This is a genomic window from Epibacterium sp. MM17-32, from assembly GCF_022348205.1.
GTDB lineage: Bacteria > Pseudomonadota > Alphaproteobacteria > Rhodobacterales > Rhodobacteraceae > Epibacterium.
In genome coordinates this window covers 1-24,291 of record NZ_JAKRFC010000024.1, presented here as the reverse complement: position 1 = coordinate 24,291, position 24,291 = coordinate 1, and the positions used below count along the sequence as shown (strand labels likewise).

Annotated in this window: 25 protein-coding genes, 1 tRNA gene and 1 pseudogene; 19 read left to right on the top strand and 8 right to left on the bottom strand. The window is 58.7% G+C overall.

From position 1 onward, the window contains the following. The 5 genes from tagF to MHM88_RS22185 all read left to right on the top strand — a co-directional run bounded on the left by tagF (position 1) and on the right by MHM88_RS22185 (position 4,497). Positions 1 to 678: a type VI secretion system-associated protein TagF gene (tagF, locus tag MHM88_RS22205; protein WP_239369099.1), complete on the top strand. Its 678-nt coding sequence runs from the start codon at positions 1 to 3 to the stop codon at positions 676 to 678. Positions 679 to 689: 11 nt separating this feature from the next. Further along, entirely contained in the window at positions 690 to 1,460 is a 771-nt protein-coding gene (locus MHM88_RS22200; protein ID WP_239369098.1) for a PP2C family serine/threonine-protein phosphatase, read from the top strand. After that, entirely contained in the window at positions 1,457 to 3,598 is a 2,142-nt protein-coding gene (locus MHM88_RS22195) for a serine/threonine-protein kinase (protein WP_239369096.1), read from the top strand. Before MHM88_RS22200 ends, MHM88_RS22195 begins: the two co-directional genes overlap by 4 nt. A gap of 163 nt (positions 3,599 to 3,761) precedes the next feature. Continuing rightward, positions 3,762 to 4,343, top strand: coding sequence for a histidine phosphatase family protein (locus MHM88_RS22190; RefSeq protein ID WP_239369094.1), 582 nt, complete (start codon positions 3,762 to 3,764; stop codon positions 4,341 to 4,343). 78 nt (positions 4,344 to 4,421) lie between these two features. Next, positions 4,422 to 4,497: transfer RNA gene (locus MHM88_RS22185), tRNA-Val, on the top strand. Between the two features lie 18 nt (positions 4,498 to 4,515). Here the strand turns inward: MHM88_RS22185 and MHM88_RS22180 are convergent. From MHM88_RS22180 to MHM88_RS22150, 7 genes are all read right to left on the bottom strand, one after another. Continuing rightward, positions 4,516 to 4,884: a hypothetical protein gene (locus MHM88_RS22180; RefSeq protein WP_239369092.1), complete on the bottom strand. Its 369-nt coding sequence runs from the start codon at positions 4,882 to 4,884 to the stop codon at positions 4,516 to 4,518. Positions 4,885 to 5,117: 233 nt separating this feature from the next. Next, positions 5,118 to 6,503, bottom strand: coding sequence for an MATE family efflux transporter (locus tag MHM88_RS22175; protein ID WP_239369090.1), 1,386 nt, complete (start codon positions 6,501 to 6,503; stop codon positions 5,118 to 5,120). Continuing rightward, entirely contained in the window at positions 6,500 to 7,027 is a 528-nt protein-coding gene (locus MHM88_RS22170; RefSeq protein WP_239369088.1) for an ATP-binding protein, read from the bottom strand. The genes MHM88_RS22175 and MHM88_RS22170 overlap by 4 nt, the downstream gene beginning before the upstream one ends. A 49-nt stretch (positions 7,028 to 7,076) precedes the next feature. After that, positions 7,077 to 7,706, bottom strand: a complete 630-nt coding sequence (locus tag MHM88_RS22165; RefSeq protein WP_239369086.1) for a hypothetical protein — start codon at positions 7,704 to 7,706, stop codon at positions 7,077 to 7,079. Between the two features lie 68 nt (positions 7,707 to 7,774). Then, on the bottom strand, positions 7,775 to 8,179 hold the full coding sequence (locus MHM88_RS22160) for a DUF6326 family protein (RefSeq protein ID WP_239369084.1): 405 nt from the start codon (positions 8,177 to 8,179) through the stop codon (positions 7,775 to 7,777). A gap of 32 nt (positions 8,180 to 8,211) precedes the next feature. Beyond that, positions 8,212 to 8,892, bottom strand: a complete 681-nt coding sequence (locus MHM88_RS22155) for a DUF2306 domain-containing protein (protein WP_239369082.1) — start codon at positions 8,890 to 8,892, stop codon at positions 8,212 to 8,214. A gap of 64 nt (positions 8,893 to 8,956) precedes the next feature. After that, complete coding sequence (locus MHM88_RS22150; RefSeq protein WP_239369080.1) at positions 8,957 to 9,340, bottom strand: VOC family protein; 384 nt, start codon at positions 9,338 to 9,340, stop codon at positions 8,957 to 8,959. A 114-nt stretch (positions 9,341 to 9,454) separates the two neighbouring features. On the opposite strand from MHM88_RS22150, the gene MHM88_RS22145 reads away from it, so the two are divergent. The 5 genes from MHM88_RS22145 to MHM88_RS22125 all read left to right on the top strand — a co-directional run bounded on the left by MHM88_RS22145 (position 9,455) and on the right by MHM88_RS22125 (position 16,211). Beyond that, positions 9,455 to 10,378 (top strand): LysR family transcriptional regulator, encoded by a 924-nt coding sequence (locus MHM88_RS22145; protein WP_239369078.1) that lies wholly within the window; start codon positions 9,455 to 9,457, stop codon positions 10,376 to 10,378. 852 nt (positions 10,379 to 11,230) lie between these two features. Beyond that, positions 11,231 to 11,719 (top strand): DUF2938 domain-containing protein, encoded by a 489-nt coding sequence (locus tag MHM88_RS22140; protein ID WP_239369076.1) that lies wholly within the window; start codon positions 11,231 to 11,233, stop codon positions 11,717 to 11,719. 478 nt (positions 11,720 to 12,197) lie between these two features. Continuing rightward, positions 12,198 to 12,461: a hypothetical protein gene (locus MHM88_RS22135; protein WP_239369074.1), complete on the top strand. Its 264-nt coding sequence runs from the start codon at positions 12,198 to 12,200 to the stop codon at positions 12,459 to 12,461. Positions 12,462 to 12,567: 106 nt separating this feature from the next. Then, the gene (locus MHM88_RS22130) at positions 12,568 to 13,050 is read left to right on the top strand and encodes a DUF2867 domain-containing protein (protein WP_239369072.1); all 483 of its coding nucleotides are present in this window, start codon (positions 12,568 to 12,570) and stop codon (positions 13,048 to 13,050) included. 197 nt (positions 13,051 to 13,247) lie between these two features. Beyond that, the gene (locus MHM88_RS22125) at positions 13,248 to 16,211 is read left to right on the top strand and encodes a PKD domain-containing protein (RefSeq protein WP_239369070.1); all 2,964 of its coding nucleotides are present in this window, start codon (positions 13,248 to 13,250) and stop codon (positions 16,209 to 16,211) included. Positions 16,212 to 16,416: 205 nt separating this feature from the next. Here the strand turns inward: MHM88_RS22125 and MHM88_RS22120 are convergent. Continuing rightward, a pseudogene (locus MHM88_RS22120) lies at positions 16,417 to 16,568 on the bottom strand (integrase core domain-containing protein); the annotation flags it as partial. Positions 16,569 to 17,264: 696 nt separating this feature from the next. Here MHM88_RS22120 and MHM88_RS22115 point away from each other — a divergent pair. The 9 genes from MHM88_RS22115 to MHM88_RS22075 all read left to right on the top strand — a co-directional run bounded on the left by MHM88_RS22115 (position 17,265) and on the right by MHM88_RS22075 (position 24,230). Beyond that, a complete protein-coding gene (locus tag MHM88_RS22115) occupies positions 17,265 to 17,834 on the top strand; it encodes a hypothetical protein (RefSeq protein ID WP_239369068.1) in 570 nt (189 codons plus the stop codon). A gap of 33 nt (positions 17,835 to 17,867) precedes the next feature. Next, positions 17,868 to 19,031 carry a TMEM43 family protein gene (locus MHM88_RS22110; protein WP_239369066.1) on the top strand — a complete coding sequence of 388 codons (1,164 nt, stop codon included), beginning with the start codon at positions 17,868 to 17,870 and terminating at the stop codon, positions 19,029 to 19,031. 33 nt (positions 19,032 to 19,064) lie between these two features. After that, positions 19,065 to 19,532: a hypothetical protein gene (locus MHM88_RS22105; RefSeq protein WP_239369064.1), complete on the top strand. Its 468-nt coding sequence runs from the start codon at positions 19,065 to 19,067 to the stop codon at positions 19,530 to 19,532. Between the two features lie 11 nt (positions 19,533 to 19,543). Beyond that, positions 19,544 to 20,365, top strand: coding sequence for a hypothetical protein (locus MHM88_RS22100; protein ID WP_239369062.1), 822 nt, complete (start codon positions 19,544 to 19,546; stop codon positions 20,363 to 20,365). 76 nt (positions 20,366 to 20,441) lie between these two features. Further along, positions 20,442 to 20,984, top strand: a complete 543-nt coding sequence (locus MHM88_RS22095; RefSeq protein ID WP_239369060.1) for a DUF4453 domain-containing protein — start codon at positions 20,442 to 20,444, stop codon at positions 20,982 to 20,984. Positions 20,985 to 21,136: 152 nt separating this feature from the next. Beyond that, positions 21,137 to 21,409 (top strand): hypothetical protein, encoded by a 273-nt coding sequence (locus tag MHM88_RS22090; protein ID WP_239369058.1) that lies wholly within the window; start codon positions 21,137 to 21,139, stop codon positions 21,407 to 21,409. Between the two features lie 53 nt (positions 21,410 to 21,462). Next, a complete protein-coding gene (locus tag MHM88_RS22085) occupies positions 21,463 to 22,320 on the top strand; it encodes a hypothetical protein (protein WP_239369056.1) in 858 nt (285 codons plus the stop codon). Between the two features lie 5 nt (positions 22,321 to 22,325). Continuing rightward, positions 22,326 to 23,369 (top strand): hypothetical protein, encoded by a 1,044-nt coding sequence (locus tag MHM88_RS22080; RefSeq protein WP_239369054.1) that lies wholly within the window; start codon positions 22,326 to 22,328, stop codon positions 23,367 to 23,369. A gap of 75 nt (positions 23,370 to 23,444) precedes the next feature. Beyond that, complete coding sequence (locus tag MHM88_RS22075) at positions 23,445 to 24,230, top strand: hypothetical protein (RefSeq protein ID WP_239369052.1); 786 nt, start codon at positions 23,445 to 23,447, stop codon at positions 24,228 to 24,230. Positions 24,231 to 24,291: the final 61 nt, after the last annotated feature.

Sequence of the window (24,291 nt, the reverse complement as noted above, 5' to 3'; positions counted from 1 at the left end):
ATGACAGCAGAGATCGGCCTCTTTGGGAAACATCCGGGCTATGGAGATTTCCTGCGCGCCAATGTGGACCCTGCGGTGGGCGACCATCTGGAAACCTGGCTTGACCGGGCGCTGTCCGACATCCGCGACCAGCAGGGGCAGGCCTGGCCGACCTTCTGGCAGCAGGCGCAGGATTTGCGGTTCTGGATCGGGCGCGGGGTTCTGGGCCGCAGCCTGATGGGGGTGATGCGCTGTTCTCGCGACCGGGGAGGGCGGCGCTACCCGCTGGTGCTGATCGCGCAGGGGGCGGCGGTTCCGGCGCCGGTGCGCGATGGCGATCAGGCCCCCTATGCGGCGCTGACGGCGCATTTTTCCGCCATGCAGCCCGGGCAGGGCGGTGCCGCGCTGCTGGACGGGTTGCAGCTGCAATTGCCGCGCGAGGACGAGGCCGAGGCCCGGATCGGCGATACGCTCTGGGCGCATCAGCCCAACGGTGATCTGGCGGCGCTGCTGGACGCGGCGCGCGGGGCGGATGCGGAGCGGGCGCTGCTGACCCGCAGCTACTGGTGGTCGCCGGCGACCGAGACCCGGGCCGCGATCTGGCTCGGCTGTGCGGGCCTGCCCAGCACCGCGGCGCTGCACTGGCTGTTGGCCGGCACGCCGCTCGCGACCGGGCTTGCAACCGGGGAGGAGGCGTGATGGAGGGAGACATGGCCCTTGGGTTCGAGACCGGGCAGGCCACCGATGTGGGCTGCCGGCGCCAGATCAACGAGGATGCGTTGCTGGCGCGGCCGGATCTCGGGCTGTGGGTGGTGGCGGATGGCATGGGCGGCCATGCGGCCGGGGATTTTGCCAGCCAGACCATCGTTGCGCAGCTTGACACGGTGGGCTGCGCGGTCTCGACCGAAGACCTGCTGGCCCGCAGCCTGGAGCGGTTGCAACGGGCCAACGACCTGATCCGCACCCGCAGTGGCGAGCTGGGCGGCAGCACCGTTGGCGCCACCGTGGTGGCGGTGCTGGCGCATGGTCCGACCTTTGCCTGCCTCTGGGCTGGTGACAGCCGGGTTTATCTCTTTCGAAAGGGTCAGCTGGTACAGCAGACCCGGGATCACACGGAGGTAAACGCATTGCTGGCAGCCGGCACCATCACCCAGGCGGAGGCGGACACCTGGCCACGCAAAAATGTGATCACCCGTGCCATCGGAGTGGACGCCGCAGTGGCTTGCGATCAGGTGCAGGGCACTCTAGAGCAGGATGACGTGCTGCTCTTGTGCTCGGACGGTTTGACCGAACATTTGCAAGACCATGAAATTGCAGCCTGTCTGGGCAATTTGCCGCCGCAGCAGGCCTGTGATGCGCTGATCCGCGAAACCCTGGCCCGGGGGGCACGGGACAATGTGACGGTGGTGGCTGTCAGATGCGCGCCGCCCTTTGACGGGGCGCGCGCCAGTGAGGACGATATCTTGGATGATCTCGCATGACTGAGTCGGAAAGCCCGCGCGGAGGCGCAGAACGGCAGGCGTCTGACGCGGATGAAGACCGCACCAGACTGATCTCTCCCGAAGAGGCGCTGAAGCGCCCGCGCGAAGCCTCGGCGCGGCCCGGTCCGCTGCCTGATCAGCGCCCTGCGGCGGAGGCGGAGCAACACTCCTCCGCGCCGACCGAAATTGCCCCCTCCGCAGCTGACGCCGCCCCCGCGGCCCCCTCGCACGCGACCCCGGCCCAAGCAACTCCGGCCCCCGCAGCCCCGACCGGTGGCGCCCAGACCGAACTGGCGGCAGGCACGGTCATCAACAACAACTACCGCATTCAGACCGCCCTCAAGAGTGGCGGCATGGGCGAGGTCTATCGCGGCGTCGAGGTCGGCACCGAAGACCCGGTGGCGATCAAGGCCATTCGCCCGGACCTGATCCGCGATGCGCAGGCCAGCGACATGTTCCGGCGCGAGGCACGCACGCTGCGGCTGCTGCATGATGATGCCATCGTGCGGTACTACAATTACGTGCATGACCGGGACCTGGACCGCTATTTCCTGGTGATGGAGTTCATCGACGGCATCCCGCTGTCGGACCACATCCGCCAGTACGGCGCCTTGCCTGTCGATGCCGGGCGTACCCTGCTGACCCGACTGGCCAAGGGGCTGGCCAAGGCCCACGCCAAGGGCGTGGTGCACCGCGACCTGTCGCCGGACAACGTGATGCTGGCCAGCGGCATCATCAGCGAGGCGCGGCTGATCGATTTCGGCATCGCCAAATCGCAGACCATTGCCGAAGGCACCATCGCCGGTCAGTTTGCGGGCAAGTTCAAATATGTCGCGCCGGAACAGCTTGGCCATTTTGGCGGCGAAATGGGGCCGGCGGTCGACATCTACGGGCTGGCCCTGCTGATGGCGGCGGCCCTGCGCGGCAAGCCGCTTGACATGGGCGGTTCCATAGTCGAGGCCGTGGAGGCGCGGCGTTCCATCCCCGACCTGAGCCAGGTCCCGGCAGAGTTCCGCCCCTTGCTGTCGCATATGCTGGAGCCGGATCCGAAACAGCGGCCCGGCACCATGCGCGATGTGCTGCACCTGCTGGACAACCCGGCTGCGCTGCCGGTGCATTACTATCAGGACGGGTTTGCCCCGCATGAGGTCACCCAGGGCAATCGCGGCTCGGCCTCGCCACTGTCGCTGCCGCCGCAACCCTCGCTGGCGAACCTTCAGGTGCCCAACACGGCGCGCCCGGCGCATATCCCCAGTTTCCCGCCCGCTCAGCCCGCAGCGCCGCCGCCGCAACCGGTGCGCGAAACACGCGGCAGTGGCGGGCTGCTGTGGGGGCTTTTGGCCTGTCTCGCCCTGGCGGGCGGCGGGGGCTGGTATGGCTGGCAGGCAGGCTGGATACCGGGAGGTGCCGGCGCTGATCTGGCTGCACAGACGGGTCCTGACGCCAGCCCGCCCGAGGGCGAGCTGCCCATGATCAACACCGACACCCGAGAGGGGTATCTGGCCATGTTCGACACCGGCCCGTGCAGCCTGTCGACGCGCCTGTCCGCCGGACGCAATGCCGGGCGGATCGAGACCTATGCCGCCAGCGACGGCGGCTTCGAGGGGCTGCCGGTGGCCTATGAAGAACGCTTTGGCGCGCGTCCGTCGCTGCTTCACCGGGTGGTGTCCCCCGATCAATGCGCAGCCGTCGATTTGACCCGCAGCCTTCAGGGACGCTGGCCCGATCCGGTCAGCATGTCGCTCTCTGCCGATCAGGCCGCCAGCGGAGATGCCTTGCAGGCCCGGCTGCGCAGCCAGCCCGGGCAATCGCTGTGGACGGTGCTCATCACGCCGACCGGCGGGGTGTACAACCTGACGCAGCGGCTCAAGGGCGGCAGCAACGGAGCCTATACGCTTGATTTTGGACTGACCCTGTCGCCGGGCGCGGAGGCTGCCCCCCAACTTGTGCTGGCGGTTGCCAGCGACACGCCGCTCGCGCGTGCGGCGATCCTGCGGGATGGCGCGCAGGCGGCCAAGGTGCTGCCGGACATCCTGCAGGAGATCCGCGACAAGGGCACCGCCGCCAGTGCCGCGCTGGCCTATGTGTTGCTGTCTCCGGCAGAGACTGGACAAGACGGCGATGAAGCCGAAAACTGAGTGCCAGTGCCAGTGCAACGCGCAATAGCGCCTCTGCGGGCCGGGTGATCGCTCGCAAGCACAGCGTGATACAGTCGTCCCGTTTGGGGCGGGTGGCGCTGGCTGGCAACACGCTGCGCAGGCCGACCGGGGCAGGGTGGCTGACAGATGAGGACGATTTCTGATGAACGACTTTCCAAAGATCTGGTTTCTGCGCCATGGTGAAACCGAATGGAATGCCGAGGGTCGAATCCAAGGGCAGCTGGAGTCGGATCTGACAGAGGCAGGCCAGCAACAGGCCCGCCGCCAGGCGGAACTGATCGACACGGTCCTTGCTGCCGAAACAGTGCAGCCACCTGCTATCGTCTCGCCGCTGCGGCGGGCCCAGCAAACGGCGCGTATCGCGCTTGGGGGGCTGCGGTTTGTCACCGATGCGCGTCTGGCCGAGGTGCAGGCCGGTGTGTTTCAGGGGCTGACCCGCCACGACATCGCGCAGCGCTATCCGCAGATCCACGCGCGGGCGGAAACCAATCTCGACCTGTTCTGCTCGGCACCGGAGGGCGAGGGCTATGGTGGCCTGCATGCCCGGGTTCTGGACCTGCTGCGCGCGCTCGAAGCGCCCACCGTGCTGGTCGCCCACGGCCTCTGGGGGCAGGTGTTACGCGGGATTATCTGTGGTCTTGATTACGAGGAGATGGCGGCGCTGCCCAATGAACAGGGCTGCATCTACGTGCTCGATGAGGGCGCGGAAACGGTGCTGCGATAGGCAGTGTCGTAATTTCCGAAAAAACCCGCTGTAGCCCTCTTGCACTTTCTCTGCGCTTTGACTAAATCCCCGCTCACCGGGTCGTTAGCTCAGTTGGTAGAGCGCTTCGTTTACACCGAAGATGTCGGGAGTTCGAGCCTCTCACGACCCACCATTCTACCCCGAAAACACGTCAAATGGTCGCGCGGACGCAGCTTGTATTGTGTGGCAGTTTCCCATTTTGCGCAGCGGGTTTCCCAACACCAGGTAACAGCAGCACGGACTCGGTGTTGGGTTGTCCCGTGATCGCATGCCGTGCGTAGCGCTCTGACATTCGCTTGGATAGGTGGCCGAGCATCGACCGGACGCGCTCAATGCCGCCGTAAAACTCGGGCGACTTCGCCACCGCATTGACGATCAACGTTGCATTGGTCGTGCGGCGGCCCTGAAATGTCAGTCGTGGTTCCACGGCATGGAGATTGAGGCGTACCCGCTCTTTCTTCCATGATGCGCCAAAGCCGCTACCCCGAGGCGCCTCTCTGGAACTCTTCAAGATCGGCACACTTGGATCTACGCGATTTCTTTCTTGCATCCACTCTTTATGTTCTTCCGCTTCACTGCACGCCACAATTTGCGCGCCCGTGTAGGGAACGGTTCTACGCCCAAATATCCTTTATTTCTTTCCGTAGATAGACCTGTGAGCGCGGAAGCTACGAAAAGAAAAAGACATTCATCCGTTAATCCTAGCGTATTGTTTTGGTCTGAAGGGCATCTGTGCCAATAAACGGTTCTGGATCAGTTGGTTTCGGAGATTGTGGGACTGATACCGGAAGTGGATGGGCGCAGGCGTTGTCGGAAAAGGATCACACCAACCAATCCCAAGAGCAGGAGATCGCCAGCGGCCCAGGCCAGCCACACTCCATCTTCGCCCGTGACCAAGGGCAGTAGAAAAATCAGGGGGATCACAAACAGATAAGGTTTGGTTAGCCCGAGCAACAGTGACGTTCGCGCATCCCCGATGGCCTGGAAGTGAGCGCCAATGACAATCAATGGGCCAGTGAGAAAGAACGTTAGAAACGCAAGCGGCAGGATGGCGCTTAGTTCTGCGACGACCGACGGATCCGAAACGAATGCAAATCCGATCTCTTCCCTGAAATGGATCAAGCATGCTTGCAAGGTCACAGCAAAGACAAACGCCGAGCAAAGTGCAAAACGTAGGCTTATGATCACGCGATCATGGAGGTTGGCGCCATAATTGTTTCCTGTGATCGATTGCATCGCCTGGCTCAGCCCCAAAAGAGGCACGAACACGAATATCTGCAAACGTGTAATGATGCCGTAGGCAGAGACGGTTGTTGCGTAATCTCTCACGGCCAAGTGTTGCACCATCGCAATGATCGCCACCGACGCGATGGAAACGCTCAACAGACCCAGGCTCTGCGAAGCGCCAAGCGCAAAGATGCTACGCCATGCTGTAAACAGACGACCATCGAGCGCGTCGGAAATGCGCAGGCGAGTGCTTTTGGAGAGCCCCCAAACATAGACGATCGCCAGACCAATGGTCTGGGCGGCCGCCGTTCCAAGTGCAGCCCCCGCGACTCCAAGGCCGAGACTGACGATAAAGACGTAGTTGAACACGATATTCGCCAAAGAAACGAACAGGCTCATCATCGTCATGAAGCGGATGCGTCCTTGGTTTTGCAGCGCCCTGGCGTGAAGCGAAAGAAGGAAGGCAGGAAGAGCGGTTGAGACGGTGATCTGCAGATAGGGTATGGCAAGTCTCGCCAGGTCGTCGTCGCCTTTGGCCGCCATTTGCACAGCGGCTTCGCCGAACAAGGCAAAAAGCAGCACGAGACCTGCGCAAAGAGCCGAGGATAAACCGGTTGCGCCAGCGAAAAGGTCGCGCGCTTTTTCCAACGCGCCTGCGCCCAGATGCCGAGCCATCACGCTGGACATGCCCGCCGAAACCAGTGTTGAGAGGGCCGCAACCCCCATGTAGAATGGGAAGATAAGCGTGACGGCTGCAAGCGCCTCGGGCCCGACGAAACGGCCGAGAAACCAAGCATCTGCGATACTGATGAAACCGTGTACCGCCAATAGTAGGATGATCGGCAACGCGGTGCGGGCGTAGAGTGCCCCCATGCCAAGGGTCAGAAAAGGGTTGTTCTGCGTCTCCGTCATGAACAAGACACCTCGGACCCTTCTCCCGTGCCGTCGTCAAGATAGTGGCGAACGGTGAAGCCTTCGTCTGCAACAGACGCTGCGAAATGGTCGGTCACAACGCGAAACTGTTCGTCGGTCACCGCGAACGGGTGACTACCGGCGGCGTTTCTTGCATGCAGCCTCGACAGGCACACATCGTCTGAGACGTCGAGAAAATGCAGGACGTGGGGTACGCTGGCAGCCTCGGCGATGGTTTTCAGCCATCTGCGCTGATCGCGCGTGTTTGCATGAAAGTCGAGCACGACGGAGACGCCCGTCCCTAGCACCGAGATGACATGCGGCCGCACGATGTCCCGTAGCTTGGCGGAGCATCGCACGTAATCCTTCAGCGTCTGCATCTGATCGGCAAAGAGGGTCTTGAGCCAGACGTCTTCTGAAATCCGGATCGTTCCCGGTTGCGCGGCGAGCCTCTCCGCAAGGGTCGATTTTCCTGCAGCAACCTTTCCACAAAGCAGGTGCAGCGTTGGCTTATTCACGGTCATGTGCATGAGTTCCGAGTGTTTGGGTATCCGTTTGGCCAATGAGACGGGATCAAAGCGGGGGAGCAAGAAGGCGCTCCATCCAATCGCGGAGCCAGGCCTCTAGACCGAGCTGATCGGCGACGAGAAACAACGTTGGTACCGGCGCGACTGCGACCGCCGCGCAGAGGAGAAACTCTTTGAACGCAAGGGTTCGGCTATAGCCAACGGCCATCGCGATACCGCCTCCGCCCCCCACAACCGTGTTGCCCGGCATATTGATCATGGCAATGAGAGACAGCCCCCGGAATCGCAGCATCCGCCGCAGGATTGGCCGGTCGCGAAACCTCTCGTGTAGAATCGCGATTGCAGGCGCGGGGTCCATGGAGTCGTCCTTGACGTTGCTGCGCTGGTACAAATGCGCCTGTCGCCCCGCGGTGAACGCGATGGTCAGGCCCAGGATGGTTGCTACATAGACCGGCAGCGCCATGGAGGATCCCAAGACAAGCAGGATGGCGAGGCCCATTTCGGCGCTTGGTACAAACGGGATTGCCAGCAACAGGACGTAGCCCAGCAAAATGATCCAGGTTATTGATGCTGATGGCGTACCGGTTTTGAACCCTGCCATGACCGTCGAAGGCAGCTCCAGCCAGCGGAGTAAGAGGCATACCGCCCCCCCCACCAGGAATGCCAAGCCGATCACGCAAAAACGTCTTATCACGAGGGGTGCTTTGCCTGTCTGAGTGGTGGGCGCGGCAGGGGCGAGGCAGGTCATGACTGAACTTGTTTGTTTGCCGTGCCAAGTGACGCCCACGCGATCCACGAAATTGCAGCCAGCGCAAGGAATGCGACCGAGAAGTGCAGTACGTCGTCGAGGTCGGTCGGCGGCGCTAGGATCGCTGGGCCGGCCGTGAACACCACCGCAACAGCGGTCGCCGGACGAAGCCAGCGTGGCTCAAGCAGAAGCGACAGGAGGACCATTGAAATCGGCACAAGCGCCAAAAAACCACCAAGCAGCATCAACTCATCTGTGATCAGCGTGCCGTCGTAGTATCCGGTCAGGAGCATCTCGAGGTGCGATTTCAGAACGAACTGGTGAATGTCGCGAAATATGATGTTCAGCAGGATGAACAGCCAGAGCGATGACAGCAGCGTGTGAGGATCGAGTTTGCGCATATCGGTATCTTCGTAATCTGGGTCTGAGGGCGTCAGGCTTGGGACGATGCCCGACGCGAGACGGCCACAGGAAATGTGCGAGTCGCCGAGGTGCGGCGGATCAAGAACTCCGCGGCCACGAGGTTGGCCCCCCACGCCGCGATCATGATCAGATCCCGCACGAGACCAAGTGGCTCGACACCGGATAGTGCCATAGCCATGATGAGGAGCATCGTTTGTGTCGAGGCCCCCTGGCCAATGGAGTAGGACCGAAGCATTGCGGCGCGGTGCCCTGCGACATTGCGGGCGCGGATCGCGATCACCGCCCAGATAAGGGACGCAAACATAGCAAGGCTCAGAAAGACGCGTGCCCAATAGAGCAGGGGACCCTGGAGCGCTTGGGGGAAGACGTAGGACACAGTCATCCAAAGCCCGGTCAACGCGCTGATTGAGCCGGTTGCCACCACGATGCGGCCAAGGCTTCTGTGAAAGGCGGGGCGGGTCCGCCGTAAACTCGGCAGAAACTGCACCGCGCCGGCAAGACAGAAGATCGAGCTTGCCAGGATGTGGAGGATGATCGGAACCGGGGCGATGACCGCGCGCGGATTGGGGGGTACGAGCGGTGGCGCGCCCAAAAGTTCGGGTATCCGGGCAAGGGCCAGGACTGCCGGAATGAAAGAGTAGACGAGCACGATCGCCAGGAATACCCATTCGGATTTGGTGAGGCTGCGCATTATCGGATACCGGTTGTGTTGACGCGCGCTGTCGAAAGGAGGGCGCGAAAGGTGCGGAGCGAGGTCAGCGCGGACTACTGATATCGACAATCGAGCCGTCCAAATCATGCAAAAGTACACGCATCTGGCCGTATGGTGTCAGGGTCGGCTTTTCAATGATCCTGGCGTCGAGAGCCGTCGCGCGTTCGAGGACGGCCTCGAGGTCGGCGACAACAAACGTCAGTACGACGCCTGAGGGAACCGCACGGCATGCGGCAGGCACTGTTTCATGATCTCGGCTTAGAATACCGAATTCGAAGCCCGGAAAGTCTGGGTGCGTCAGGAGGACGAACCAGTCGGAATCGAAATGACGGACGAGGCCGAGCAGTGTTTGGTAGAAGGTGGCGGCCTTGTCGGGGTCCCCGCTCAGGATGTTCGTGAATGCGCGGTACATCTTGCTGTCTTCCATGCGTTTCGCCCGGGATCGGCGCCAGAGTCGTTGGTTGGATTAATTTGGTAAGTGTGCCCATGCATCTGCGATTGGTCGATTGCCGAATACTGTTCATCTGCTATACGCAGGTGTATGAACTGGCAGGCGATCTCCTTTGACTGGAACCAAGTGCGCGCATTTCTTGCGACCGCCGAGAAGGGCTCATTCAGTGCTGCAGCCCGGGCTCTGAAGACGAGCCAACCGACAATCGGCCGACAGATCGGTGCATTGGAAGACGCGCTTGGCGTGACGCTCGTCGAACGCAGTGTGCGCGGTTTGAAGCTGACCGAAGCTGGTCGCAACCTTCTTGGCCATGTGCGCGCCATGGGCGAAGCTGCGACTCTGATCTCGATGGTGGCTGATGGCAATTCGCAAGATGTCACGGGAGAGGTCACCGTTACCGGTACCGATCTGCTATCAACTTCGTTGCTGCCGCAGGTGCTCTGGCCATTGCGGGAGGCCGCACCGGGCGTGCGTGTTCGCATTCTTACGTCGAGCGAGCTGGAAAACCTGACCGAACGCGACGCTGACATCGCAATCCGTCACGTCCGGCCGGAGCAGCCGGATCTGATCGCCCGGCACCTTGGCGATTTTCGCGCCAACCTGTTTGCAACCTCGGCCTATCTTGATCGGGTGGGGCGTCCAGAGAGCTTGCGCGACATTGCCGACTTCGATTTCGTCGGCAACGCAGACCCCGAACGCCTGATGGCACCGCTGCACAACATGGGCATACCGGTGCGCCCCGAGAGCTTTGTCATGTCCAGCGCGAATGGTGTTGTGGCGTGGGAATTGTTGAAGGCCGGATATGGTGTGTCGATGCAGCCCGAAGCGCTCGCCGATGCGGAACCGACTCTTGAAAGGGTTATTGCTGATTTCCCGACGCTAAAGTTTCCGATCTGGCTGGTCACGCACCGGGAACTGCAAACGAGCCGGCGTATCCGCATCGTGTTCGACACCTTGGCGCGAGGGCTCGCGGAACGCCTGGCGAGACAAAGGCAGCCGGGCCTTTCGTCCTAAACGCTCTCCCCTAGCGATGGCGCTGAATAGGCGGAGCTCGTTGGTGGTGGAGGTCTGCAGCCCATAGTGTGACCAGAAGATGAGGTCACTGAAGGAGGCGGGAAAGGGTAACCATCACGGGGGTGGAGCCGAGCCAGACGATGACGCCTGCGGCCAGGACGAGGGCGGTGCCCAGTTCTAGAACGAATTCCTGTGGGGGCTGCCTATCCCAATTTGGTAAACGTTTACAGGCTCTGTCTGGCAAGGCGCGACCAGTTCACCCAATGGCCTTGCAGGTGAGTGTGGCGGGCATCTAGAGATGCTTGCTCGTCCCCAAAAGAGGCCGATATGATCTGGTGCATGGAAAGGCCGAATTTCTAGCGTGCGGCGCGGCGTCTCAATTGGTGGCAACGTTCCTTCGATGCGTCGTTTGCCCGGCGTTGCATTTCGTTCCTCGAAGCTTGGCCGTCGCAGCCTGATCTAAGCGGTGTACCTCATACCTGTCAGGTCATCGCCATGCGCGGGCGGTATGTTATGAGGTGCTCTCAGCGTTGGGATTGGCTCAGTTCACGACCCGATGCACGCGACAGTGAGGGTATGAAACCAGTCAAAGTCGGCCCCCTCACGAGGCTTTTGTTTTGCTTCGTGTACGAAACTGGACCGAAGCATAAACTGATACCTGTAACCAAGCATAGATACCACGCTGGCAAGGAGGCAATGACCCGATAGGTTCAGCTTGGTGAAATTTCCGAGGTTTCATGCATTGGTGTATAGCTGATGTGTGAAACTGGGCAATCGACCAATCAGCAGCGCATATGCTTCTTTCACGCATCAGGGGTCTAGTACCTGAGTGTTATGAACTGAGGCAAAACCATGCAGAGCCTTTTCTTGGATGTGCTCGTGATTGGCTGCGGCGCTACATTGGTCATGGATACCGTGGCTTTTATCCTGAAACGTGCCTTTGGCGTTCAACCACTGGACTACGGTCTTGTGGGCCGGTGGGTCCACTGGCGACTTCGCGGCAAGGGGGCGCCGCGCCCGATCTCACAAGTCCCACCTTTCCGGTACGAGAGGTCCTTCGGGTGGTTCCTGAACTACCTTATCGGTGTCGTGTTCGCCCTTGTGTTTTTGACGTTGATGGGTGCCGGATGGGTGGCAACGCCAAGCTTGCTGCCTGCATTGGTCTTCGGCGCGCTCACAGTCGCTGCGCCATTCTTCATCCTGCAGCCCGCGTTCGGTGCGGGCGTTGCCGCACGTCGTACACCCAAGCCGGGTCTCGCACGCGCGAAGAGCCTTATGGCTCACTTAAGCTTCGGCGCAGGGATCTGGCTTGCGGCGGCGCTTTGGGCATCGCTCAAGTGACGGATCGAGCGGCACTTTCTTCTAGGTGCTCCTGCGCCCGGAGTATTGTTCGCCTCGAAATAGTGAGGGAATGTTGATTATCAAACCCTACAAGCCGGTCGATGCAGCCGCTCTGACGGAGTTCCAGTATGGGGGTGTCCACTCCACTGAGGTGCGAGACGAGGCTCCCGCGGAGAGGCCCCTCTACACCGCGTATCGATCCACGAATATGCCATGGCTCTTCGGAAAGTACGGTCGAAGCCGGGCCATTTGCTCGTCAGTCAGTCATAAAAGATTGCTCATCACGCCCCCTAAAGCTTGGAAGCTTGAAGCAAGATCGCCGGCGAACGGCAACCAAATTAATGGGTCCAGAGCCGAATATACAGATCACGATTGGAGCGACGAAACACTGCCAGTACCTTGGATGTTTTTTTGGGTTTGTCGTGTCACAGGTGCCCCACCTCGGTCGTCATCTTAGTGCAATGAACTGGATGAATGCATGAGAGACACCACCGAAACCCTGCTGCCGTTGCGCGATGACCATCTGGCTCAGATGCCCCGGGGAATGGCCAAGCTGAATCTCGCTCTGACGCCTCCCACACTCATCGAGTTGCGGGCGTCACAGAACAATCAGCACGAGTTGTTTAACAAGATGCGTCTTTCACGCCCCGCAAGACCGGTGGGACGCAGGACAAGCTCAATCTGGTTTTCTTGGGGGCGGGACGTGACGAACAAGTCTTCTTCGACGCCGAACGCGCCGTAGTGGCGGGGATAGGAAGAGTAACCGATCTCGATCTTGGAGGCGTTTGCGCAGCACGCGACAAAGATCGCGAAGGTCACCTCAAGCCTGTGAAAGCCGAAAGATCCCGATGAAACGATCACTTCATTCCGTAGAAAAGATCCCCTTACCAATGGGTTCATTGCTCGAGCAGTATGTTATGGGGGAGGATTTTCTGGACAGCTATGCCGTCAGCGCTCATGTGCCTGTGCGACAGGCTGCGGAAGAAATTGTGCGCTTTCCCGGCTGGGCTCGCTTGCTCGTCGGTCTGCGGAATGTCCTGACAGCACCATTTGGCCTGTCAGCCAACGGTCCCGAGGCGCCGGATAAGCTAGGCGTTTTCCCCGTCGAAGCAGAAACGAGTGATGAGATAATCGCCGGTTTCGATGATCGGCATCTGAACTTTCGTGTATCGGTACTATCGCGCGACGGCAGCGTGACTTTGTCCACATGGGTACGTCCGCACAATGCCGCTGGGCGAATATATCTCTGCGCGATTTTACCATTTCATATCGCCATCGCTCGTGACGCAGTCAGGCGTGTGGCGCGATTGGCCGATGTCACCCCACCATGAAGCTATGCTCTATCAGGGCTTTTAATGGAATGAAGCGTTCTATGCGTTCAGTCCCGGCATTTGATCGTTCACGTCAGGGTCTTCCTTTTGGCAATCACCCTGACAGCCGTGGTCATATGCTGGAAATTATTCCTGGTCCTTAGATCTTGGTCATTGAAATCACACCTTAGGCTAAAATTTTGCAAAGGAACTTTCTAATGGAATATGAAACAACTATTACCGTCTCCTCCGCAGAAGAACTCACCAATGCGCTTAATTACGCAACAGGTGGTGAAACGATTCTGTTGGAACCCGGCGATTACGGAGATCTCGATATCTCTCCCAAGAGTTTGGATAACTCACATGGTGTATATGACAGCACCGTCACCATTCGTTCCGCAAACCCAGATGATGCAGCTGTGTTTTCCAGCGTTGGAATCGCAGGTGGGCAGAACATCCACTTTGCGGATTTGGAATTTGAACTGACCCCAACCGAAGAAACCACCACGACGACCCGCTTGTTCAATGTGCGCAACTGGTCGCCTGATGGTCGCGACGCCAGCAATATCACGGTTGAGAATTCAAAGTTTACCGGGCAGCCTGTCCCCGAGGAGCTGGGCGGCGATCCGCTGGACCACGAAGATGTCGCGGCGCATGGTGGTAATGTTGCGGGTATGAGCACCGGGATCGCGTTTTCGGCGCGTGGTGCTGAAAATGTCACGTTTGTTGGCAATGAAATCGACGGTTTCTTTCGGGGTGCGGTGTTTACCCAAATCGATAATCTGGATGTTTCAAACAACTATGTGCATGATCTTCGTTCTGACGGCTTCGATTTCGTTGAGGTCACAAATGTCCTGATCGAAGGCAATGAGATCCGCGACATGACCCCCTGGCGTCACGAGGATGCACCCGGCCGTGGCGACCACGCGGATTTGATCCAGTTTTGGACCGCCGGCACAGATTCCCCATCCGAGAACATTATCATCCGGGGTAATATCCTTATGGCCACGGATGGAGATGGATCCCAGTCGATCTTCCTGCGCAATGAACAGGTCGACAGAGGTTTGGCCGGCGAGGAAATGTTCTATCGCAATATTCTGATCGAAGACAATGTGGTCTACAACGCGGTGGCCAATTCCATCGTTGTGGGCGCAACGCATGGTTTGGAGATTAATAACAATACAGTCATCCAGAATCTTGATCGTGATTATGGAAGCGTGACGGTCCCATCCATCAGGCTGTCCCCTGCGTCTGTAGATGTCGCGATCCAGAACAATATCGTGCCGCGTATCGCCAACATGGAAGAATTGTTGGAGAGCGGATACACGATCTCGGGTAATTTGATTACTCAGAATACAAACCCCGGTGGGGAAAACTATGTTGGCAACATTTTCGTGGATGCGCTTTCGGGGATGTATTCTTCAGTATCTGATTTACAATTTCTGCCCGATTCTGAATATGCTGGCCAGAACCTGGGGGCATCGCTCACGCAGTTTGATGCAACGCCGGACGCATTGACCCCGCTTGCCGTGGTCAGCTCGGGTGAGTTCACCGGCAACGATTTTGCCTTTTCGTTTGATGCGGGCCTGACCGCGGATGCGCAGGGCTTCACCGATGAGCGGGCAACATATGTCTGGGATTTCGGCGACGGTACCCAAGCTTCGGGGCAGGCGGTGAACCACACCTATGCCGCGCCTGGCAATTATGTGGTAACCCTCGCAGTGACGGGCGAGGATGGAACGGTTGCGGTCAACGAGATCCGGGCAAACGTGGACGAGCCGACCTTGTTTGAATTGGAGCTGACTGCCGATGGCCCCGTGGATGGCTCCTCCTATGGGGTGGGTCTGAGCGGAGAAGCTCTGGCAGATGCGGTTGTAACATTGGAGGATGGCAGCCTTGCGTATCATCTGAACAATGACACGACGATCACGTTGGATCGCTCCGCAGAGCACCTCTATAGCCAAGACCAGTTTACCTTCAGCTTGGATCTCAAACGAGACATGGATAGCGATGGTGGCGGCTATCTAATGATGTGGATTAGCTCCATGCGCTTGCGCATCAACGATGATGGCTTCCTCACGTTTGATTTCTGGAATGCTGATGAGGAGCACTATGAGCTGGTGTCCGACATCGCAATCAGTGACACCGATTGGCACAATGTCGCCATCAGCTACAATTCACACAATGAACAGGCCGTGATGTATCTGGACGGCGAAGAAATCGGCAGCGCGCATATGGAGGGGCTGACCGATGTTCAGGAAAGCTGGGGCATGCAACTCGGCTATACATTCCAAGACAACTTCGAGGGTCTGATCCGGGATGTGCGTTATTTGAACGAAGCGACAGATGGTTCTGTGCCAGAACCCGAAGGTCCGGAAGAACCGCTCCCTGAAAATGTGATTGAACTCGAAGCGACCGGAGAAATACAGAGCGGCACCAGAGACGCGGATTTTATCCTGGGTACAGAGGTGGACGACATTGCCAAGGGGCTTGGCGGCGATGACGTTATCTACATGGGCGAGGGCAATGACCTTGTGAACGCCGGAGACGGTGATGACACGATGTACGGCGGCGCCGGCAACGACACGTTGCGTGGTTTCGAGGGCGAAGACATCGCATTTGGCGGCGAGGGTGACGACCTGATTTACGCCGATGTCGCTTTTGGTGAAGGAGGCAACGACACGTTGCGGGGCGACTCCGGCGCAGACAGCCTGTCAGGTGGCGAAGGCCGCGACGCAATCATCGGGGGGGCGGGCGATGACGTTCTCTCCGGTGGCAATGGTGTTGATCGCCTGGCCGGCGGAGCGGGCGACGATGTTCTCATCGCTGATATGGAAGATGCGCGCCTCAGTGGCGGCAGGGGCTTTGACGTCGTTGTTTTTGCAGAGGCTGCAGATGTATTTGAATTCACGGGCAGGCGCGTCGACGGTATCGAAGCCATGGACTTCACCAATGGTCTGGAGAACACGCTAAATATCACCCGCTGGTATGATATCCGGCAGTCCAATCTAGATGAACTCGCAGTGTCTGGTGATCTGGGGGATGTTGTGAACATTAGCCTTGAAATGGAGAGCGACGGTCAAGAAGAGCGCGATGGTGTCACCTATGATCGCTATATCGACGCAACGGGTGAGACCACTCTGTTGCTAGACGAAGATCTGACCGTCAACTGGTTGCTCTAGTCGGTCCAGCCTTTGAATGACGCCGGCTCTCGCAGAGGTGAGGGCCGGTGTTATGTGTTATTTGGCTTCGGTCACATTGACGTACGCGCATGGCCTCTGACCTGCTCCCTATAGAGGCCACGCTCATAAGTTCGCTCTGTTCAGGTTTGATGTGCTACCCAACGGCCCCGCGGCCGTTGTTAGAATTTCCGCGGTTCCATCAGGTTCACGGGCCGGTGTCGTGAACTGATTTCATCAGGTCTGCCGGGGCCTTGTTCCCGATAGCGCCCCGTACGGGCGTTCTTCATTGTAGGCTCTACGCCAAACCTCGAACTGTTTGGCTGCATCTTCAAGGCTCATGAACCAGTGCGCTTTCATGCGTTTCCGCTCCTCTCCCAACCAGGGGTTCTCTGCGGAAACCTACAGTCAAAACCGGGGGCGTTTTCTGGGATCACATCACAGGTCATGAGGCATCTGCCTTCGGTAAAACCGGGGCGGTTCACTTACCCAACAGTGTTCTAGCTGACGTATTGGCGCACAAGATCTATTCAGACCGTTTTCATACGACTGAAGAACTTTCGCTGGTGCGCGCAGACAGATATCCCACCCGACCGCAATATGGAGAAATATCCATATGTTTGCCTCCGCCGGCTGTCGCTATCAAACGCTGACAAAACGTCAAACAGGTAAACGACCATGAAATTCACGACCATTCTTGCTGCCCTTGCGCTGACGCTATCCGCACCTGCCTTTGCGCAGGAAGCCAAAGGCACCGAAAAACAAAGCGCGCCTGCATCCGCTGCGGACACCCAGGAACGCGGCACTAATCTCGGCAGAGCTGACAAAGGGACCGTTGGGGACGGCCCCAGCAGGGCCGAGCTTCTGTAGCCAATGGTTTGCTGCGCAGGTCGGCGCTGACAGGTGCAATTATCTGCCTCGTTTGCACCTGACGGACGTCGCCTGCGCGCAAAGCAACGTTAGTAGCGAGTAACCTGTTCACCTGACTTCGGGTTCGTCCGAACCGAACAGAGGCTACCCAATTCAAAAAACCACTGAGAACCTGAGCCTCGCCAAATGAAAATCCACCTGAATGAACCTGATCGCCTCATCCTGAGGGGGACAACCAGCGTCATTTCGGCCGTGTTGTGCAGTATTCTTCTTGTTGTCGTTGGGCTCAGCCTGAGCGCAGCCGTGGCCGGTTACACCGCGGGCTGGGGCGTTGCTGCTGGAGCTGTTTGCATCGGTGGAGGTATTTTATGGCTGGTCTACCACAAAACAGAAGTTGTGTTTGATCGCGCCAGCAACCTACTGACCCTGAGAAAAACAATGCTGCATGGCACGCGCGAGGACACCATCACGCTGGAAAACGTGAAGCAGGCCGATGTTGATCTGAAGCGCAATGAACGTAGCAATAACCGGCTGCACACCAGCTATACCTACCGGCTGTGCGTGGTGACAGGCGCTGCTCAGAACAGGCATCGTGTTGCGCTGTCCCATGGTTACACGACGAGCAGGCGCCATCTTGTGACGGCGCAGAAAATCAACGACTGGCTGGGCGTCCCCGATGCGCCGATCGCCGTTGGGCCCAGCATGGCAGATGTTGCCGAAGTCATCAAAACCTTGGGTTTTGGCAAAAGCACCTGACCCGCGTATCCAGAAATTTCAAAGGTTTAAATCGTGTCTCAGTTCACGGAAACAACGCAAGTTGGCCTGTTTGCCCGGCTGAAAAACGCCATCAAAGGCATAGGGCTTGGAATCAGCTTTATCGGTATCGCTGTGTATTTTCTGTTTTGGAACGAAGGCAATGCCGTGCGTACAGCTCGGGCGCTTGCCGAAGGGGCCAACCAGGTTTTGTCGGTAGACCACAGAGTAATTGATCCGCAAAACGAAGATCGCCTTCTGCATATAAGCGGCCCGCTTGCGCTTGAGGTGCCGCTGGCGGATGTGGCGCTGGGGGTGGTCGCGTCTGCACAGACCGTGCGTCTTGAACGCAAGGTAGAGCAATTTGCCTGGATCGAAGACAAGCAAACCAAGACGGAGACAAAACTAGGTGGCGGGCAGGAAAAGACCACGCGATACACCTATCGTCAGGATTGGACGGATGCGCCAGCCAGTGGAGCAGAGTTTCGGGTCCCCGAGGGGCATATGAACCCGCCGATGCCAATCGCATCGAAAGTGATCCGACAGCCAGAGGGCACAATTGGTGCCTTTACCGTAGATGATGAGATTTCAGATCTGGGCGGTTCAACACCGATGCTGTTGGACGCACAGCAAGCGGAGGATGTCGCGCGCGCCCTCTCGCTGGAGCAGCCGGCCAAACTGGTCGCGGGGCGGGTCGTTTTTGGTGCGGATGTCACGGCTCCTCAGCTTGGTGATATCCGGGTGAGCTATCACGCGTCTGAAATCGAGAAGGCAAGCGTGGTCGGTGTACAGCGCGGCGACACGTTGGTGCCCTACACTGCCCAAAATGGACGCAAGGTCTACTTGGTGGAAGAAGGGCTGAGGACCGCGGAAGAGATGTTCCAGACAGCTGTTTCCAACAACACCTTCAAAACCTGGATGTTGCGCATTGGTCTCATGGTCCTGCTGTTTTTGGGCTTCAAGGCGCTGTTCGGGGTGGTGGACGTGATTGCCAGCATTCTGCCTATTCTGGGATGGATCACGGCCTCTGTTACCTCGTTGATCAGCGTCGCTCTTACGCTGGTTGTCGGTGGCACCACGATAGCGATTGCCTGGGTCTATTTCCGGCCTGTTCTGGCGCTCCTCATCATTGCTGTCGCTTTCGCCGGAGCTGCCGCCAGCGCCTATTGGCTGCGTAAATCAGCGCCCGAGACACCCTGAATTTCCAACCTATTCCGCGTGACAGGACACAATATGAAACAGATATACCTTTCGATTGGGCTGATGTTTGGCGCAGGCGCGCTTCAAGCCGGGCAATTCTGCGAACTTGACGGCACCGAAATGTTCACCTGCACGCTGAAGAGCGGGACGCGCGGCGTCGAGGTCTGCAATGCGGTCTGGGCAGATGGCGCCAAGGCGGCCTACGGGTTCTTCAAATCCAACGGGGCGGTGGAAAAAGAGATCCTGCAGGACATGGCCACGATCACCGCGTCGCCCTGGAATGGCATGGGGAATTTCATGAGCGAGTCCGTGACCTTTGATGGTGGCGGCGGCTACGCCTATGAGGTCTGGTGGGGCAGCGAACGCGCGGCAGATGCCACCGAAATGGGCGGAGTCAATGTTTTGAAAGACGGCGCGCTGATCGCTGATATTCCCTGTGACGCGGGCAGCGTAAACAGCGACCTGTCTTCGCTCATCGAACTGATCGAAGCGGCGCAGTAAGGGCTGTTGTGATGCTGCCAAGAACTCTGTCAGCGGCTGTCATGATGATGATGGCGACCGGGTGGTCCGGCACAGCCAACGCGCAACCTGTTTGCGGTGGCGAGGTGCTGTTTCAATGTGCAACGGACGACGCCGACGTTCGCGAGCAGATTACCGTCTGCGCAAAGGATCACAGCTATATGCTGACACGTCACGCGTTGGCGTCGGGCGAAATGTACTATGACACGCCGCTGATCGCCGATGCGAATACAACATGGTTCAGCTGGTCCGAGGACGATCAAGTACGGCTGGAAATCGGGTTCTGGAGCACCGATCTGGCAGAGCCCGTGACCCTGCATGCGGCGCTGCCATGGGACGACATGGAGGAATCGCTTGCAGCGACCGGCGAGTACAGCATGTGGCTGCAATCGCCGCATTGGCGCGCGCAAGTCGATCAGACACTATGCACGCCGGAAACGATCTATGCCGACCCCGAGGTACTGTGGGGCGCTCAGGATACCCGCGGCCCGATTGCCGCGTTCTTTTCCCAGGATGAGATCATCCCGCGCGTAAATACGGTTGGGGTGGCACGGGTGGCTGACACATCTGGCCACCCCGAGGGCCTGCCAGTCTATGCCGCGGCACGCCCCTCGGCCGCGACCCCGATCTGGTGGATGCTACAACCGGGTGACACCGTTGATGTCATTGATCGTGAAAATGATTTCGTCGCCGTTGCCATCCCAACACTGGGCCTGACGGGGTGCTTCTTGCGGCCCGAAGCCCTTGGCCAGCCCTACACGGGGCCCTGCGCCACGGGGTGGGTCGATAGCGCCCATCTTCAGCCAATACAATAACACCGCAGGCATGTGGCGCCTGGTTCCACTTGGCCCAAGCCGGGCACACGCCCCGCATTTGTTTAAGGAGACGACGATGAAAGCACTGGTTCTAACTGCAGCCCTGACCTGCACTGCGGGCACTGCAAGTGCCTTGTGTGAGGACGCGTGGTATTTGCGGAATATGGCCTTCGACAGAGCAGGTTATTGCTTTGGCTCTGCCCTGGGTAAGTCGGTTTTTAGTGCAGAGTGTTCGACGAAATCTCCCAGCCTGAATGACTGGGATCAGCGAATGGTCAGCGCACATAAACAACTGGAAGCCAGCTATAGCTGTAAGGTTGCTACCAAAGGTCGCCATTTGGCCTCTTCGTTGATCGGAAAGCTGGATGATGTCGACCTCTTGCCGACGCTGTCACAATTTGAATCCTCCTGTGTTGGGTACACTGGCGCACCGGTTACCCTGACCAGCGGGATTGGCATACGTGACAGTTATCCTATCGGCACCATAGAGGGCGGCGCGACGGTGTACTTCCGTTTTGAACCTTGGGGCGGGTTTGAGTTCGTTGAGACGAAGACGGGGGCGGGCTGGATTCCCGAAGGATCGGTCAGCCCCGATGACTGCACTGCTTTTGCAGGGTGAGCGGGCTCATGCGTTCGAAGTTGCTTTGTCTCTTAGCCTTTGCGCCTGTCGTTGGTCATGCGGAGTGCCTGCCGCCTGAAACCCAGGCCCTATCATGCGCCTTGCCGAGTGGAGGGCGTCTGGAACTTTGCTGGACGCCGCAAGACGCCCGATTGGCTTTTGAAAAAGAGCCGGGCCTTCCCACCGAAGTCAGCGTTCCTTTAGGGGATGTGACAGGTCTCACCGCGAATGACTGGGCGTCCTCCACACTGCGCGGCGTGGGGGCGAGCTATGAAGTTTACGTATCTGGACAGATTGCAGGCATGAACCTGATCCGGGACGGCGGTGGAGCCTCTTCATATACTTGTGCAACCGGCACAGTGAATGGATCGCTTGCGGAGCTGAACGAAGCGGCACTTTACGCCCCAGCCTCAAAGGAGAACTAAACGTGCGGTCGTTTTTGACAAAATTCGGGGTCAGTCTGCTGTGCTCGGCGGGCATGGCACAGGCCTTTTGCGACGACATTCTGGCGACACAGGTGCTCTGTCTTACTGAGGAGGCAGATGAAATCAAAGTCTGCAGCAGTCAGCACCCTGAAACAGGAGATCCGGTTTTGGAACTCCACGTGACGCCTCAGATTTCGGATGGTCCGATCTATCAACTCGCCGCCGATGTACCTTTCGGCATGGCGCCGGGTACGGGTGGGTTCCCGTGGGATGTGCATGAGTTTTCTTTCCTGCATGAGGGCGGGCGCGCTGTACTCAGTGTGAAAACACCCATGGATACTGACGACACCTCTGATGCGGAGATTTGGCTGGATCTGTTTGGACGCGGAACCGCCCCTGATCGCAGCCTCTCTTGCATGCAACCGGCCCTGAGTGCGGAAATCGACAACCTCTTGGCGTTGCGTCGCGTCTCAATGAATACCATGCGGACGGGGCCAAGCGCCGACAGCGCTCCGTTCTACCAGCCGAGCAAGCCCATCACCGGAGCCACGCCTCATGGCAGCTACGACTGTCGAGAGGTCGCCGGGGTGTTGAGCAATGAAGGCACCGAAAACGGACAGATCGCGCTCTATGCGGCACCATCGGAGGAGGCCGCGATCCTTGGCTATGCTTTTCCCTCCGACCTCGGCTCCGCTTTTGAATGCGTCTCTGAGGACGGCTATTCTGGCATAATCTGGATAGATCCCAACAAAGGCGACGGTGCCGGTGGCTATATGGCCCAGCTCGATTATGAGGAACGTCTGGCTGCGTGCTCCATGACGCCCGATGATTGGCCGCCGAACATGGCTTACTGGGGCAATTGCTCCAGCGCGTGGGTGAAACAAGGCAATATTGCCGGGTTTGGGGGCTAACGCAAATGAAGCGCTACTTAATCGCGGCGAGTTTCGCCGCCTGTGCAGCTCCGGCATTTGCCGACTGTGGGGCCGGCGGGGCCCAGGTTTTCTATTGTGACACGGAGAATGCCTCTCGCGTCCAGGTGTGCCTGCAGAATGACACCGTTCAGTTCCGCGGCGGTCCTGACCTGTCTGACCCTGTCTATGACCTGTCCATGCCCGTGCGGTTCATGCCCTACCTTTCAACTGGTCTCGCGCAATCCGAAGAAGATTTCAGCTACATCCGTTTTTATGAAGGAAAACGGGTTTTCACTGTGGGCGTAGATCGGGATCTGGAATTCGCCTCCGTGTCTCTGGGACTGGCGCATGATTTCCTGCCTGCGAACGAGGAGGCCTGTAACCCGGATTCTATTGTCGATAACTTCCACATGCTTGACCAGTTTGCCCATACTACGGGCCGGGTCGCTCCGGTTGTATCCGTTCCCGAGGTGTCACCGGACTGCGGGCCGATCCATGCACTGCGGCCTGCGGAGTGGATGGAGGACAAGGATGTCAGTCCGATCCACCTCGGGCCTGAGGAGGTCACAACCGAGGTCATCCCGGTGGATCAGAAAGTGCGCGTCTGTGGCGCTCCGGTTGAGGGCTGGCAGGGGATACGGTTTCAGTCATATGGGTTTGAGTGCGATTTGAACGCACCGGATGCAATCGGCGCCGTGTGTAGCTCCGGCTATGTGCGCCTGTCTCAACTTGCAGAGAGCTCTGGCCCGGTGTCAGAGCTTTCCCGCCCACAGGCGCTTGCCTGTCAGGCTGGTGGCTTTCGGTTTGTGATGGCGCGCGCCGATAACGGGGCCGTCACAATCGAAAACGAGCAGCTGCGTATGACCCTGTCACCGGGATCGGGGCCGCAGACCACCACCGACACCGGGTCTGAGCAGGTCATGCGCTTGAACGACAAGCTAACCCTTTCGGTCTCTTATGACACGCTTGAACTCAATGTGTCCCACAGCGAGCAGGGCCAGCAATCCGGCATCTGCGTACCTGTGGATCTGAGCGAAGTGTCAAAATGATCTGAGATTTGCCCCTGCTGCGGGTTTACCCATGGCAGGGCCTTGTTTTTCAACCCAGTTTCCAGGAATACCTTGATGATTTTCAATCGGGCTCTTGCGACAACCGTCGCATTGATCTTGTCGCATAGCGCAGCGTCTGCCGCAGATCTGGCAACCATCGGCGGTGCCAATTTTTCCCAATCTTCCGCACAAATCCGCGCAACTTTTGAGGCGGAGGGCTATCGCTGTGAACGTTTGGACGTGATGGACCCTGACGATGGAAAACTCGATGAAAAAGGCTGCGCAGTTTGGAAGGACGAGTTTTCCTTTTCTAGCTCGGATACGCGCGTGATGTGGACGATGCGCTATCAAAAAGACAACGAGATGCGGATCCTCGTCCTTGGTGAGCAGCAAGGCCTGGATCGCGTGTTGATGCTTGGCCAGGCCACGTTTTTCGAAGATGCGGCCATCGAGATGTCCTCCTCGGAATTCCTGGAGGATAGGCTTGCTGTATTGTTCGAGGTCACACCGACATTCGGCACCTTCGATCCCTCTGAGGATGCGTTAGATCTGTGCTTCCTGATGACGGAAGACGCTACTGTCCTGACCCCTGCGGGCTTGCCGAGTTCTGCATTGGAGGAAAACCAGAAGTTTCTTGGCTCTCCAATCAGTCCGGCAGCCATCCTCTGCGAACGTTGGATGAACCACAAACGCGATGCGGTTGTGGACTTTGCCCGATCAGATGCAGGTCCCGCTTATGCGCGTAAGATCGTGTATTACGCCGAGGGCGGCAAACCGCAACAGTACATGGACATGTTGTGGAACGTTCAGGCGACTGTGGACTTGATGTGCCCCCATCGAGTGGTCCAATTTGAATGTTAATGCATCGTCGGTCTTTGGTCTATCGGGACGATGCTTTTGGGCGCTGGGGGCCGGTATCCTA

Coding starts and splice junctions, on each gene's coding strand:
- MHM88_RS22145 (WP_239369078.1), top strand. CDS start 9,455: ATGAACTGGCAGGCGATCTCCTTTGACTGGAACCAAGTGCGCGCATTT.
- MHM88_RS22160 (WP_239369084.1), bottom strand. CDS start 8,179: ATGCGCAAACTCGATCCTCACACGCTGCTGTCATCGCTCTGGCTGTTC.
- MHM88_RS22190 (WP_239369094.1), top strand. CDS start 3,762: ATGAACGACTTTCCAAAGATCTGGTTTCTGCGCCATGGTGAAACCGAA.
- tagF (WP_239369099.1), top strand. CDS start 1: ATGACAGCAGAGATCGGCCTCTTTGGGAAACATCCGGGCTATGGAGAT.
- MHM88_RS22200 (WP_239369098.1), top strand. CDS start 690: ATGGCCCTTGGGTTCGAGACCGGGCAGGCCACCGATGTGGGCTGCCGG.
- MHM88_RS22105 (WP_239369064.1), top strand. CDS start 19,065: ATGAAACAGATATACCTTTCGATTGGGCTGATGTTTGGCGCAGGCGCG.
- MHM88_RS22125 (WP_239369070.1), top strand. CDS start 13,248: ATGGAATATGAAACAACTATTACCGTCTCCTCCGCAGAAGAACTCACC.
- MHM88_RS22080 (WP_239369054.1), top strand. CDS start 22,326: ATGAAGCGCTACTTAATCGCGGCGAGTTTCGCCGCCTGTGCAGCTCCG.
- MHM88_RS22135 (WP_239369074.1), top strand. CDS start 12,198: ATGAGAGACACCACCGAAACCCTGCTGCCGTTGCGCGATGACCATCTG.
- MHM88_RS22140 (WP_239369076.1), top strand. CDS start 11,231: ATGCAGAGCCTTTTCTTGGATGTGCTCGTGATTGGCTGCGGCGCTACA.
- MHM88_RS22075 (WP_239369052.1), top strand. CDS start 23,445: ATGATTTTCAATCGGGCTCTTGCGACAACCGTCGCATTGATCTTGTCG.
- MHM88_RS22150 (WP_239369080.1), bottom strand. CDS start 9,340: ATGGAAGACAGCAAGATGTACCGCGCATTCACGAACATCCTGAGCGGG.
- MHM88_RS22155 (WP_239369082.1), bottom strand. CDS start 8,892: ATGCGCAGCCTCACCAAATCCGAATGGGTATTCCTGGCGATCGTGCTC.
- MHM88_RS22115 (WP_239369068.1), top strand. CDS start 17,265: ATGAAAATCCACCTGAATGAACCTGATCGCCTCATCCTGAGGGGGACA.
- MHM88_RS22170 (WP_239369088.1), bottom strand. CDS start 7,027: ATGACCGTGAATAAGCCAACGCTGCACCTGCTTTGTGGAAAGGTTGCT.
- MHM88_RS22130 (WP_239369072.1), top strand. CDS start 12,568: ATGAAACGATCACTTCATTCCGTAGAAAAGATCCCCTTACCAATGGGT.
- MHM88_RS22195 (WP_239369096.1), top strand. CDS start 1,457: ATGACTGAGTCGGAAAGCCCGCGCGGAGGCGCAGAACGGCAGGCGTCT.
- MHM88_RS22100 (WP_239369062.1), top strand. CDS start 19,544: ATGCTGCCAAGAACTCTGTCAGCGGCTGTCATGATGATGATGGCGACC.
- MHM88_RS22095 (WP_239369060.1), top strand. CDS start 20,442: ATGAAAGCACTGGTTCTAACTGCAGCCCTGACCTGCACTGCGGGCACT.
- MHM88_RS22085 (WP_239369056.1), top strand. CDS start 21,463: ATGGCACAGGCCTTTTGCGACGACATTCTGGCGACACAGGTGCTCTGT.
- MHM88_RS22175 (WP_239369090.1), bottom strand. CDS start 6,503: ATGACGGAGACGCAGAACAACCCTTTTCTGACCCTTGGCATGGGGGCA.